The organism is Streptacidiphilus fuscans (assembly GCF_015690355.1).
GTDB classification, from domain to species: domain Bacteria; phylum Actinomycetota; class Actinomycetes; order Streptomycetales; family Streptomycetaceae; genus Streptacidiphilus; species Streptacidiphilus fuscans.
This window is the reverse complement of record NZ_JADPRT010000017.1, coordinates 40,640-53,831: the sequence shown is the minus strand read 5'-3', so window position 1 is coordinate 53,831 and position 13,192 is coordinate 40,640. Positions and strand designations below refer to the sequence as shown.

Sequence of the window (13,192 nt, the reverse complement as noted above, 5' to 3'; positions counted from 1 at the left end):
CCGGGTGACGAGCGGGGGCGCGGCGCTCGCCCCTCGTATCGAGCTGCCTACTCGGCGAGGCGGTGAAGCCAGTCGCGCAGTAGCGCCGTCTCGGTGTCGCGCAAGGGGATTGCCGCGCCGTCTTCGAGGGTCAGCGCGGCATCGAGGGCGAGCGCTCGGGACGGCAGATCCGTGGCGGTTGCGGCGGGCGGGTCGGTGGTGACGGACCCGATGACGATCTCCCGCAGCCGGGTCGAGGTCGACAGATCGCGGTGCGGTGATTGCTCGCCGATCAGCGCCAAGGTGGCGCCGGTTGTCGCGGCGTGGACCAGGTGGGTCGCCTCCTCGACCGGCACCCGAAGGCGCGCGTCGGCGGCGGCCCGGTCCAGCAGGCTCACCAGCAGGGCGTGCGCCTCGTCGGCGGCCGGGGGCTTGTGGCCGGGGCGGGCCGTTCCGTACATGAGCAGGTAGAACGCGGGGTGCCGCAGGCCGAAGTCGACGTGCAGGTCCCAGCCCCGGTGGAGATCGGCCACCGGGTCCTGGGACCCGGACAGTGCCTCGCGCTTCTCGGCCAGGTACATCTCGAACCCGTAGGCGGCCAGCTCGGCGAGCAGTCCGTCCTTGTCCCCGAACATCCGGTACAGCGCAGGCGCTGTGATTCCCGCCGCGGCGGCGACGGCCCGCGTGGACACCGCCTCGCTGCCGCCCTCCTCCAGCAGCTCGGCCGCGACCTGCAGAACCCGGTGCCTGGCGGCGCGCCTGTCCTCATCCATGGAACAACGATACGCCCTCTTGCGTATCGCTGCGGTATCAGTGTTACGCTCAATCCCGGATCACCGATCAAGGCAGCCTTTGCCGCCCGAGCGGACCGTCAGTCCGTCGCACGTACTGGCATAAGACGACGCCGCGTCAGCATTCGTCGGCGTCATGAGAGGAAGCACCATGTCCGACATCTCGATCGCCATCGCCTCGTACTCCGGCTACGGCCACACGGCGCAGATCGCCGCGGCCGTGGCCGACGGCGCGCACTCCCTATCCGGGACGGAGGTCCACCGCGTGGACGTCGCCTCCCTCAGTGATGCGGACTGGGAGGTGCTGGACGGTGCCGACGCAATCGTCTTCGGTTCGCCCACCTACATGGGCACCGCCTCCGGTGCCTTCCACGCCTTCGCCGAGGCGACCAGCAAGCGATGGATGACCCGTGCGTGGAGCGACAAGCTCGCCGCGGGATTCACCAACTCCGGTTCCATGAGCGGCGACAAGATGCACACCTTGCAGTACTTCGCGCTGCTGGCCGCCCAGCACGGGATGCTCTGGGTGAGCCTCGGCCTGCTGCCGGGCTGGAACACCACGACCTCCGGCCCCGAGGACGACAACCGGCTCGGCTTCTACCTCGGCGCCGGTGCGCAGAGCTTCAACGACACCGCCGCCGTCCACGACGCCGACCTGAGCACCGCGCGCCACCTCGGCCGCCGCGTCGCCGAGCAGACCCGCATCCACCGGGACGGCCTGGCCGCCCGGCGGTGACGCATCACCTGTGTCCCTCATCCGGGTCGGCTGGTCCCGATGCTCGGAAGCTCTCCGCGAGTTGGTCCGGTGCTGCCTGCCTCCACGAGTCCACAAGGACGTCGTACAGCTCGGCCACGTCCTCCAGAGCGCCGAGCCGCACGCGCACCCAGGCGGACGACGCCTCATGCGGTGGCACCCAGAACTTCTCCGGCTCCGCGGCGATCAACTCCGCCCGGTCATGCTTCGGGCACCGCACGGCGAATGACGTCTGATCGTCCGGGACCGTGACGAACATCCTCCCGGCGACGCGGAACGTCGGCATGCTCCACGCCTCCTTCTCCACGGTCTCGGGGAGGGACAGCGCGATACGACGGACGTCATCGGCATCTACCACGGTCAACACCCTAGCCGGGACACCGGCCGAGTGGCGGGCCTGGTTCAGCGGGCTGGGCACGGCCCTGGTGGACGTCGGCAACGCGGTCGTTTCCTCGCGCCCCGGTGAAGAGCGCTCAACGCCGTGTGTAGGGGGCCACGAAGGAAGCGGTGGCGTGCGCTGCGTTCCGCAGACTCTGAAGCGTCTGGCTCGGAGTCGTGTGCTGGCCGAAGGAGGCCGGCAATGCGTCGGCGAGCGCGTACAGCGTCAGTTCGTACCGGTGGGTCTGCCCGGCGGGCGGGCACGGTCCGTCGTAGGTCGCTTCGCCGAGGTCGTTCATGAGTTCCCGAGCGCCGAGTGTCAGGGTGTGCGCCGGTGATCCGGAGGTGGTCGCCGGGAGGCCGACCTGGAGCCAGTGGACCTTGTGGTTGTTCAGGTCGACCATGGACAGGGCGAGTTGGGCTGTTCCGGCAGGGACACCGTGGAAGGTCAGTCCGGGCGAGTAGTCGTGGGGGCTGTCGCAGGTCATGAGGGGAACGAAGGCGCCCGCCGGGTCAAAACCCTGGCCCCTGCCCAGAGCGAAAGGGCCCGTCGGAGTGGCGGTCGTGCGCGAGTACACCACGGCAGGGGCTGATGGCGAGGAGGTCTGCCCGGCCGACGACGAACACGCGGTAATCGCCAGGAGCGCGGTTGCGGAAACCACGCCCAGGGAAAGGAGTCGACTGTTCATTATGGAACCGTATTCCGTGCGGCAGACCGTCAATGTCCGTATCGGCTTACGGAATTCTGACGTGGGGGATTTGCCGATCCGGCACCTGGTCGAGCGGAACCCGGCCACTCGAACATTCCTGCTGCAGTACAGGGCGCATGACGGCATGACGGGATCGACAAAATCGGGAGAAGCAGCCTTTCCGGCGAGAGTATTTTCGCCAGTTCGCGGCGCTGGCGGCACGCGCGGTGGTTAGTGGGACGGTGCCACCTGCGGCGGCTGGTGGGACGGCTGGTGGGACGGCGGAGGCGGGGGCGCGACCTCGGGTGGACGCGGGGGCCTGGGGCTGACGACGAGCGCGTAGGGGTGGTCGGTCAGGTTCTCAGGATCGCGGCTGACCTGAGGGTCGAGCGTGATGTCGAGTGTGGTTCCCCGCTCGGCCAGCGCGCTGTTCAGCGCGTCAGCGATCGCTCGGGCACGCTGCGTGGCCAGGGAGAGGGAGCGGCCGTAGTGGGGCACGCCGTTGTGGTGGACGGCGGCGGAGGCGGTCACGGTGACCGAGGGCGGGGGCTCTCCGTGCTGGGACCGCTGTGCGGTGAGGTTGGCCAGTTGGGCCGCGGTGTCGTGGAGAGCGGTCAGCTGGTCCGGCGGGAGTTCGCGGCCGTCGCCCGAGGAGAAGCGGATGACGACGGGTTCGTCGTCGCCGGAACGGACCTCCGGCTGCCGAGCCGGCTGCTGTGCCGGCTCCGTCGGTGCCGACTGCGGCGTCTGCGGCGTCTGTGTCGGCTCGGTCGGTGCTGGCTGCGGTGTCCGCGGCGTCGGTGCCGGTTCCGTCAGCGTCGGTTCCGTCCGGGCCGGCGTCGGCGTCGGCTGCGGGTCGGTCGGCGCGGTCGGGCGGGGCTCTGTGGGCACCGGCGCTGACGTCCGGGGGTCGGCCAGTGGTGGCGGTGGGGCCGGGGTGTGGTCCGGCGACTCCGGGCGGGGGAGGGCCGTGGGCGTGGGCGTGGGGGTGTCGGCCGCGTGTTCGGCGGGCGGGGTGAGGTCGACGGCGGTGTCGGTGGGCTTGGCGGCCCAGTAGTAGAGGTGGCCGTCGGTCGGGACGGGGGCCCCGTACGGGCCGTTGGCGTCGGTCTTCTGCACCGAGACGCGGACCGGCTGACGCATCAGTGCCTGCGGGCCCTTGAGTTCGGCCTTGCCCGGGTCGTCGCCAGGGGTGAGGCCGTGCGGCAGGGCGGCCGGCGGCTGCGGGACGGACGGCTGGCCGGGCGCGCGGGTGACCGGGGCGCTGCGGTCGGAGGCGCCCTCCCCGGTCAGCTTGGGCCCGTTGAACGGGAGGGTGACCACCGGCTTGTTGGTGGTCAGCGAGAAGTTCGCCAGTCCGGCACTGAACGAGTGGGTGCTGGTGGCGCTGGTGCCGGAGGCGTCCTCCGTGGTCACCGTGATCTCGTCCTCGCCGTTCGGCCGGGCGCCCACCTCGGTCGCCGGACCGGTCGGGGTGACCGAGACCTGCAGCTTGGTGGTGCCGTCCGCGCCGAGAGTGACTGTCTCGTAGTGGCCGCCGCCCGCCTTCGCCTGCTGGAGCACGCTCGGCAGCGACTGCGCGGAGAAGACCTGCCGCACCCCGAGCCGTTGGGGCAGTGGGTGCAACTGCTCGTCCTGGACGTCGCCGCCCAGGGTGTCCCCGTTCAGGCGCGGGTCGGAGACGAAGGAGTTGACGACGCGGTGACCCAGGTCGGTCAGCGACTTCGGCAGCACCGCGTGCGCGCCGGTGCTCACCGCGCCGCCGATCCAGCTCGCGCCCGTGCCGAGCACCGAGCTGGTGGTCTCGCCCGCCTTGCCGAGCAGGCTGTCGCTCCAGGGGCGGGTGGCGTTGAGGGTCGCACCGGCGTTGTCGAGCAGCGTGCCCGCGTGGTCGAAGCCCACCACGTCGTGGCCGGAGTCGAGTTGCTGCTGCCAGTGCTCGGCGCCCGTCGGGGCGACCGGGCCGAGCGGAATGCCGCCCGGCAGGCCCGGACCGGGCTCCGCCACGGGCGGTGTCGGGTCGGGGTGGAGCCTGTCGAGGGGAGCGGCGTCGACGGGGCGCGTCATCGACTCCGGCACCCAGGCCGTCACCCGGCCCGGGTGCGGGACGGTCCCCGGGCCCTTGGGCAGGTTGACGAAGCGCCCGTACTCGGTGCGTTGGGTGACCACGACCCGGAAGTCCATGCCGTTGCTGAAGCCGAGGCCGGGCCCGTACTTGCCGGTCTTCTGCTCGGTCTTGGCGGTGACGCCGGACTCGGCGCCGCTGGTGCGGCCTGCCTCACCGCCCGCGCTGGGACCGTAGTTGGCGTTGCTGAGGTGGTCCACCGCGCGCGGCGTGCGCAGCGAGGCGCTGGCGTTGACGTCCGCCCCGGCCGACCAGCTCGCACCGGAGTTGCCCTTGGCGGTCCGAGAGGAGGTGACCGTGCGGGTGGTGTCGGACTCCGAGCGCTGCCCGTCGTCCTGCCAGTGCGCCTCGCGCGGAACGCCCTGCACCAGCACCTCGGTGACGGTCCGTCCGGCGCGGGTCTCCTCCACGTGGTAGTCGTGGATGCCCTTGCCGACCAGGTCGGCGTAGTGGGCCGAGAGGTTGTCCGGGGAGAAGGTGTTGGCGAACGGCAGTGCCCGGACCGGCACTTCGCCCTCGGGCTGCGGGCCGCGCAGCTGGGCGTCGATCTCGTGGAGGATGCCGTCGGTGTGCTGGAAGTGCACGGTCGCGCCGGTCGGCAGCCCGGCGTCGAGCAGCGTGGCATGCCGCTGCGGGGGAGGCGTCGGGCCCTGGGTGACCAGGCGCTGCACGTCCTCGTCGGAGAGCAGCACGAGCACCCGGTGATCGCTCTGCTGCGGTTGCCCGTGATGGGTCCGGCCCGCCGCGTCCACCACCCGGCCGGTCGTGGTGACGCGGGCGTCGGCCTCGTAGACGTGCCAGGTGCCCTTGGGGGTCGTGGTCTTGTGGGAGGTGGTGACCTGCGACTTCACGGAGTCGTTGCCGTCGCGGCCGACCGAGGCCTTTCCCTTGAAGCCGCCGCGCACCTGGTACGTGGACTCGTGCAGGCCCTGCGGGTTCTCCGGGTAGCGGACGAAGTCCGGTCCGAGGCCGCCCTTGACGCCGCCGCTCCACTTGTCGGTGACCGTGGTGGCGGAGCCGGACTTGGTCTCCACGCTCAGCTTGCCCTCGCCCGGCAACGTCTCGCGGTAGGTGAGGTTCGAGAGCACGGTCCGGGTCGAGAGCCCCACGGCGTCCCGGTTGCGGCCCGAACCGACGTGCTCGACCCCGCTGTTGGACCAGGAGTTGTGCGAGGACGAGACCTGGCCGCGCAGTTGGTCCGGCCCGGTCAGCGAGTCGAGCGCCTTGGCCAGATCCGGCGGGCGGCTGTCCCCCTTGGCCTCGAAGGCGCTGCCGAGTGCGGCCTGGGCCTGCTGCCGGAAGGTGTCCGGGTCGCCGACGTCGGTCACCAGGTGCGCGGGCGGCAGTTCGGTGATCGGCAGATGCGCGGGCGGCGGGGTTTCCGGGGTCGCGGGCGGGCGCACCTCGGCGACGAGCGGACGCCCGTCGGGGACCGGGAGGCGGCTGGTCTGGGCGGTGCCGCCCTCGGGGCCGATCCGCACGTCGTAGCGGACGGGGTAGCTGAAGGAGTCGGCCGGGGATTCCAGGGTGAACTCGCGCTTGACCTCGGACTCGGCGCCGGTGGCGAGCTGGTGCGTGCGGGAGTAGGAGCCGTCGGCGCTCGCGTTGAGGAAGGCCCGGCCGGTGTCCGGCGGATTCATCGAGCTGCGCAGGTTCCCGGCGACGGAGACGGTGTGCTTGCCGCCGTGTCCGATCTGCTTGTCCGCGCCGGTCTTGAGACCGAGGCTGCTCTTGGACGTCGAGGTGGCGGAGCCGAGGTGCGTCGCCCCGGTCTGGTCCAGATGCGCCTGGAGCGTGACCTCGTAGCTGCGGCTTGGGAAGCCGGGCAGGTGGGAGGTGTCCAGGCTGATCTTGTACGTGCCGTCGAGCAGTTTGCCCCCGCCGCCGCGCAGGGCGGAGGGGGAGAGCTGCTGGTGCAGGGTCCGCAGGTTCGCAACGGCCTGCGGCGTGACGCGGTGGGATCCGCCGCCGACGGGAGCGGCGGCGTCGTGGGGCGGCGGGAGCAGCCCCGGGGCCTGCTGGTGCGCCTGGGTCAGGATGTGCTGCTCCAACTCGGCGGAGCCGGGCACGTCCAGGAACGAGGTCCGCTGGGCCGTCTGCGGCGTGCGCAGGTCCGTGGCGGAGGGGGGCGGCGGAGCCTGCTCGTGCGCCGGGTCCGGCGCGGGGACGGCCGCCGGGTCGGGAGCCTGGTCGAGCGCCTGGCCGTGGGCGGGACCGTGAGCGGGACCGTGGGCCGGGTTCGCTGCCGGGTCGGCGAGTGTGTGGGCGGCAGGGTCGGTAGGCGTGTGCGCGGCGGGGTGGGCCGTCGGCGGGGTCGGGACCAGGCGCAGGGCCTCCCCGGCGATCGGGTGCTCCATGGTGATGGCGACGTGTTCGGGGTGAGGTTCGGGCTGCGGCAGCGGGTCGCGCAGGCCGACGGTCTCGCTGCGGGTGGCGCGCAGGCCGTCCGTGCCCGGCGCGAGGTGGTTCTTGATCACCTCGACCTGGAAGTGCACACGCGTGGCCACCAGGTCCGACGTCCCGGCTCGCTCGTGGCTGCTCTGCGTGGTCAGGCTGCTGCTCAGCTTGGACTGGTGGGCCGTCGTGGCGGAGTAGTTGTAACCGGCCGTGCCGGTCAGCCACTTGGTCTCGTGGTCCTGGTCCGACGCCCAGACCTCGCCGCTCGCGCCGCCGCTCGCGCCCAGTGCCCGGGAGCTGTTGTTGCCCCTGCTCCCTGAGTGCTCCGTGGTGGACTTCGCCCCGAGGCTGGTCTTGTGCTCCACCGTGTCGACGACCGAGGAGTCCTGCGGATGCAGGGTGAGCCGGAGGTAGCCAGTGCGGCCGTCGGAGAAGGTCATCGGCGGTGAGTCCAGCCCCCAACTCGACGCGTGCTCGAAGCCGTTGACGACGTTCTTGGAGTCCAGGAAGTCGAGGATCGGCCGGTGCGCGAGTCCGTCGGGGCGCTGCTCCTCCGGCAGGTGCTGGAAGACCGCGTCCCGGATGCCGCCCAGGCCGGTGACGGTGAGCGGTCGGCCGCTCGGGTGGGCGCCTGGGGTCGGATCCCAGCCGTTCCAGGTGCGCGGAGCGGCAGCAGGGTTGGGAGTGGCAGCGGGGTTGGCGCGCGGGATGTCGGCCTTGACCTCGCCCGTGATCGGCGGCGCGTCGCCGGGGTGGGGGAGGGGAGTCCCGTGGTCGTCCACCACCCGGACGTGGTAGGTGAAGGTGGAGCTGTGGTTGTCGGTCGCGCCCGTGAGCGTGACCTTGTTCGGGGCCTCGGTGGCGGACTTGACGGTGGTGTTCGCGGCGTGGCTGACACCGCCGACGCTCACCGAGCCGGTGACCAGCGCGTTGAGATGCGGGTTGACCGGGATGCTGCCGGAGGGACCGAGGTCGAGTCCGGTCTCGGTCGAGGTGGTGTCGACCTTGCGCGGCTCGGGCGCGTAGGAGTCGGCGGAAGACGCCTCGATGTCCGCGCCCCCGTCCTTGGCCGTGCCGGGCGTGCCCTGCCAGGGGGTGGGTGTGGCCTCGATCTGCACCTCGTACGGCTTGCCGTCGACGGTGACCGGGAAGTGCCAGCCGCCGTCGACCATCTGCGCGTGCTGCGTACGGAAGTTGGCCGGGTCGAGCTGGACGTTGAGGCGCTGCTGCACCTGCTGCTCGTCGCGGTGGCCGCCGAGGATGTCCCCGATCCGGTCGCGGACCGCCCCCGGGCCGGGATCGGCGGTGATCTTCAACCCGGCGAGGGACCGCTGGTAGCGCGGAGCGGCGACGGGAGGCGTGGGGTCCTCCGGCGGGGCGGGGGCCTCCGGCGCGGCCGGAGTCTCAGGCGGCGCGGGGTGCTCGGGGGTCGCGGGGCGCGACTCCACGGGGGGAGGGGGCTCGACGGGCGCCGGGTGAGTCTCGGCAGGCGGGATCTCGACGGGGTGGGTGGGCTCGACGGTTTGAGCCTCCGCCGGGTGGGTTTCGACGGGTTGAGGCTCCGTCAGGTGAGTCTGGGCAGGCTGGGGGTGGGGCTGCTGCTCGCCGTGCGCGGTCGGTTGCGGCTGCGACTCCGGCTCGGGCTGCGGCTCGGGCTGGGGCGTTTCGGTGCGGTTCGGGTCGGAGACCGGGTCCACCCAGGCGTGCTGGCGCAGCACCGGCGGGGTCTGGTTCCGGACTTCTTGCCAACTCGGCTGCGGCAGCTGCTGCGGCGTGTTCGGGCCCGCAACCTCGTGCGCCCCCTCAGGTGCCGCCTCTGGCGCAACCTCGGGCGACGGCTGGTTCGTCGGCTGGTTCGTCGGCGCCTTGGGGGCGACGTCGCCGGTTGCGGCGGGGGGCCGGGACCAGGCGAGTTGGGTGCCGTTCACGTCCCCGGGCTGGAAGCGGACAAGCGGTTCGCCGTCCGGTTCGGCGTGGGAGGTGACGATCTTCTCGTAGATGCCCTGGCTGAACGGCGAGCGTGGTTCCGGCCAGTACATGTGGGCGCCGTGGGCGACCGCCATGTTGTTGGCGATCATGTCGTCGACGGTGTGCTGGTAGGTGTTGGGAGTGAGCGGGTGCCCGCCAGGGGTGCTGATGTCGAAGATGTCGTGGTCGCCGGTGATGGCGGTGAGGTTGCCCTCGGCGTTGTAACCCTTGACCAGTCCGTCCTGGACGTGGAACTTGTTCTGGTCGGCGAGTTTCTGCATCTTCGGGGCGAGTTGCTCGAACTCGTTGGTGCGCTGGTGGTAGCGCTGGTTGAGCTGGTTCCAGGAGGTGTCGTCCATCCCCGGCGGGCGCTCGGTGGGCAGAGTGGGCTTGAAGTAGCCGACGAGTCCCTGGTGGTCCGGGTTGGCGCCGAGGTGGGTGTCCAGGGCGTTGATGGTCTTGGCCTTGATGTCCATGGGCTTGGGCAGCATGCCTTGTTCGAGCCACTTCACGGACTCGGGGTTGGTCGGCCGGACGTCGATGACCAGGTTCTTCTGCTGCGCGATCTGCTGGAACTTGGTGTAGTTGCCCTTCGGCATCCCGTAGAGCTTGCTCGCGTCGTCCGCCGTGACCAGGTCCGGCGGCAGCACCGGCGCCTTGGGGGCCACCGCGTCGGGCCTGGTGGCGGGTGTGGGCGTGGCGTGCGGAAGGCCGTCCGTCGCGCCGTTCCTGACCAGGGACTCCACCATCTGGTCGACCGAGTGGCCGCCCTGGAAGATGGTGTACATGTCGTCCGGGACGATCGGCCGGAAGCCCTGCTCCAGCAGCAGCTTGGGCAGCACGATCTGCACGTTGGTCCGCAGGTTGCCGTCCTCGAACGGGTGGATCACGTGCAGCGCCCGGATCGTGCTCGCGATCGAGCCGAGCTTCCCGTGGCTGTCGATGCCGGGTTGGCCGACCGTGTCGTAGTGGTGCTGGAAGACGCTGTCGACCAGGCCGGGGGCCTCGCCCCGGCCGTAGTTGGTGGACAGGGCGTGGTTCTTGAACATGACGTTGGTCAGGATCGTGACCGGTTTCGGGCCGGTCAGCTTCTTCGACCAGTCGTGCGTGGTGAGGTCGTAGACCAGCGGCCGGCCGTCCACGGTCTCGTGGAACATGTCGGCGGAGAGCGCCATGCCGCGCAGCGGGAAGTGCGTCGGCCGACCGCCGGACCAGTCGATCTTCCTGCCCAGGTTGCTGACGGCAAGGTCGTGGATGGTCTGGTAGGAGTCCGCGGTGAGGGGCGTGTGCGCGGCCTTCGGGTCGCCGAGGAACTGCTGGTAGGCGGAGACCATGCCCTGCTGGTAGCCCGGTGACCGGTCGTTGTCGTAGAAGGAGCCGGGGTCGTCAGGGAAGCGTTCGAGCGCGGTCTCGTGGTTCTTGGGGTCGATGTAGAGCTTCCACCACTGGTCCTGCGGAACGTGGTCGTGGAGCGAGGCGGATGCGGTGGGGTCCGGCATGCGCGGCGTGACCTCGTCACTGCCGGGAACGTGGCCGGGAACGTGCCCGCCGGTCGTTTCGCCGGAGTGCGCGGGAGCGTGAGTGCCGCCTCCGGTGAGGGCGTTGAGCAGCTGGAGATGGCGGTCGCCGAGACCGCCCAGCGGCAGGCCGTGCTCGGAGGGGCTGTGGTAGTCGCCGAGCAGGCTGCCGGGGACGTGCGCGCGGTTCGGGTTCGAGGCGTCGCGGTACTCGTCACGCAGGCCGATCTGGTGCCCGATCTCGTGGGCGTAGGAGATGGGGGACGCGTGCGGCGGCCAGTTGCGCTGATCCATCCCGTGGTCCTGGCCGACCACGTTGACGGTGAGATGCGGCTGCTCGTGCGGGGCGGCCGGCTCCACCGTGACGTGGAGTTGGCTGCCGTTCGGCAGGCGGTAGCCGGGCCGGTTGAAGTACTGCTCGACGCCCTGCTGGGCCCGCGCGAAGGTGTCCGCGTAGTCGGCCGGATCGCCGCCCTCGAAGGCGACGCGGACCGTCAGGTCGGTGTAGTGCGTGCCGTCGTGGGAGAAGTCGCGCTGGTCGAATCCGGAGCGGACGACGAAGCGCGGGGTGCGGTCCAGCTTCATCCGCGGCGGCGGGGTGCGTGGCGGCGGGGCAGTCGGCGGCTCGGCGGGCGGGGGCGTCTCTCCATGGGAGTCCTGGGAGGCCGCCGTCGGCCGTTCGGCCGGTGGGGGTACCGGGGCCGGGAGCTCCTGCGGGACCGGCACGGTGTGCTGCTCGGCGGCGACGACGTCGGGGTGCTCGCTGGCGGGGGTGCTGGACGGCTCGGTAGTAGTGGGCAGTTCGGTGGTGTGCGGTTCGGAGGTGGCGGCGTGCGGGACAGGGGTGCTGCCGCCGCCGTTGCTGCCGGCCTCGGTGGCGGGTGGCGGAGTCGCCCGCTCGGTGCTGATGGCCGGAGGCGCGGAGGCAGGCCGCACGATGGGGTCGCTCGGGGCGCTGACCTCGGTGGGCCGCGCGATGGGGTCGCTCGGGGTGCTGACCTCGGTGGGGCGATTCACCGGCTCGGCCGGGGCCGGGTTGCTGGGAGCGGTGGCCACCGGCTCCGTCGGGGTGGGCGTCGTCGGGGCGGCCTCGTGCGGGGGCGCGGACACCTCGGCGGCGGGCGGGGGAGCCTGTCCGACGTGCAGGTCCGAGGTGGAGGTGACGGGCGGCACCTGCTCCGTGTGCGGCGCGTCGGTGGTCGTCGCGACCGGCGGCGCGGCGGTGTGCGGCGTGGGCGCCTCGGTCGGCGGGGTGACGACCGGCTGCGGGGCGCGCGGGGACACCTCGACGGGGGCGGGCACGGACGTCGTGGTGGGCGTCGTCGTGGTCCGCGTTTCGGGAGCGGGCTGTCCGACGGTGGCGGCCGCAGGCGTCACGCCCTCGGGCGGTGCGGGGGTGCTGAGGGTGGTCTCGAAGCCCGGCAGGCCGCCGCCGGACTCGTGCACGGCAGGCGCGTTGTCGACAGCGGGGGACTCGACGACGTGCGGGGACGTCTGAGGGGGACTCACCTCGACATGGCCGGCCGTCCCCACGGTGGTCGTGACGGCGTTCGGGATGCTCGTGTTGCTGTGTGTGTCCGCGCCCGCCCCGGTCTCGTGCGGCACCTCGGACTCCTCCGGGGAGCCCGATCCCGAACCCGATCCGGCTCCCGAGTCGGTCGTCACCGTCGACGGACGGGCGATGGGCTCCTCGGGCGGCGCGACGGCCGTGTCGTCGCTCGGCAGGTGCAGGTCGATCGCGGTGGGGACATGGATCTCCGGGGTGTGCTCCTCCGGCACGTGCGGCTCCCCGCCGCCCTTGTGGCCGCCGCCGCCCAGCATGGCGCCGATCGCGCCGCCGCCGAAGATCTCCCCGTAGTCGTTGCTGCCGCCGAAGATACCGCTGAGCGCGGCGGCGCTGGCCACGCCGGTGACGCCGCCGATGACGCCCTTGCCGATGATGTTCGAGGCGAACTTGGGCGCGAAGTGGCCCGCACCCTCCCCGATGATCCCGCCGATCGCGCCGGAGATGGCACCGCTCTCCACCGCGGAGAGGGTGCTCTGCCAGTCCCAGTGCGTCCGGTCGCCCTTGAGCAGCTGGATGGCCTGGATCAGCGCGTCCATGCCGACCATGAAGCCGATGCCGCTGGCGATCGAGGTGAGCAGCCGCCGCAGGATCATCAGCACCGCGACGCGCGCGGCCGTGATCGCGGCCGGGATCGCCTCCGGGGCCCACCACGACAGGTCGACGATCTCCACGGCGAGCCAAGCCAGTTGGGCCAGGATCATGTACTTCGCGTACTCGACCTGGACCCCGGTCTCCTTGCCGAGCGTGCCCATCTGCCCGGCGGCCGTGGCCATGTCGGGCAGGTTGGTCTGCAACTGCTGCACGAACGAACCGAACTCGGTGGCCACCGAGCCGCCGACGTTCGAGAGGACGCCCTGTGTCGCCGGGCCGATCTCCTCGCCGATGTCGACCAGCTTCTGTGCTGCCTCGTCCCAGGCCTCGCCGAGCGCCCGCAGGCCGTCCTCGTCGCCCTTGGGCCAGTGCTGTCCGACGGCCAGCGAGGCCACCCAGGAGAGCCAGGACGGGAGTTCGATGCTCATGGCTGCTG

The 13,192-nt window shown here is 71.7% G+C and carries 6 protein-coding genes; 2 read left to right on the top strand and 4 right to left on the bottom strand.

What is annotated here, in order from left to right; all coding sequences use genetic code 11:
* Positions 1 to 47: 47 nt before the first annotated feature.
* On the bottom strand, positions 48 to 752 hold the full coding sequence (locus tag I2501_RS31435) for a TetR/AcrR family transcriptional regulator (protein ID WP_196197718.1): 705 nt from the start codon (positions 750 to 752) through the stop codon (positions 48 to 50).
* A gap of 169 nt (positions 753 to 921) precedes the next feature.
* Here I2501_RS31435 and I2501_RS31430 point away from each other — a divergent pair, with 169 nt between their 5' ends.
* Positions 922 to 1,506: a flavodoxin family protein gene (locus tag I2501_RS31430; protein WP_196197717.1), complete on the top strand. Its 585-nt coding sequence runs from the start codon at positions 922 to 924 to the stop codon at positions 1,504 to 1,506.
* A 4-nt stretch (positions 1,507 to 1,510) separates the two neighbouring features.
* Here I2501_RS31430 and I2501_RS31425 read toward each other — a convergent pair whose 3' ends face one another.
* Both I2501_RS31425 and I2501_RS31420 read right to left on the bottom strand, forming a co-directional pair.
* Entirely contained in the window at positions 1,511 to 1,882 is a 372-nt protein-coding gene (locus I2501_RS31425) for an MmcQ/YjbR family DNA-binding protein (protein WP_196197836.1), read from the bottom strand.
* 115 nt (positions 1,883 to 1,997) lie between these two features.
* Entirely contained in the window at positions 1,998 to 2,390 is a 393-nt protein-coding gene (locus I2501_RS31420) for a YbhB/YbcL family Raf kinase inhibitor-like protein (RefSeq protein WP_196197716.1), read from the bottom strand.
* 76 nt (positions 2,391 to 2,466) lie between these two features.
* Here I2501_RS31420 and I2501_RS31415 point away from each other — a divergent pair, with 76 nt between their 5' ends.
* Complete coding sequence (locus tag I2501_RS31415) at positions 2,467 to 2,826, top strand: hypothetical protein (RefSeq protein ID WP_196197715.1); 360 nt, start codon at positions 2,467 to 2,469, stop codon at positions 2,824 to 2,826.
* Here the strand turns inward: I2501_RS31415 and I2501_RS31410 are convergent.
* Positions 2,823 to 13,184, bottom strand: coding sequence for a WXG100-like domain-containing protein (locus tag I2501_RS31410; RefSeq protein WP_196197714.1), 10,362 nt, complete (start codon positions 13,182 to 13,184; stop codon positions 2,823 to 2,825). The genes I2501_RS31415 and I2501_RS31410 overlap by 4 nt on opposite strands.
* Positions 13,185 to 13,192: the final 8 nt, after the last annotated feature.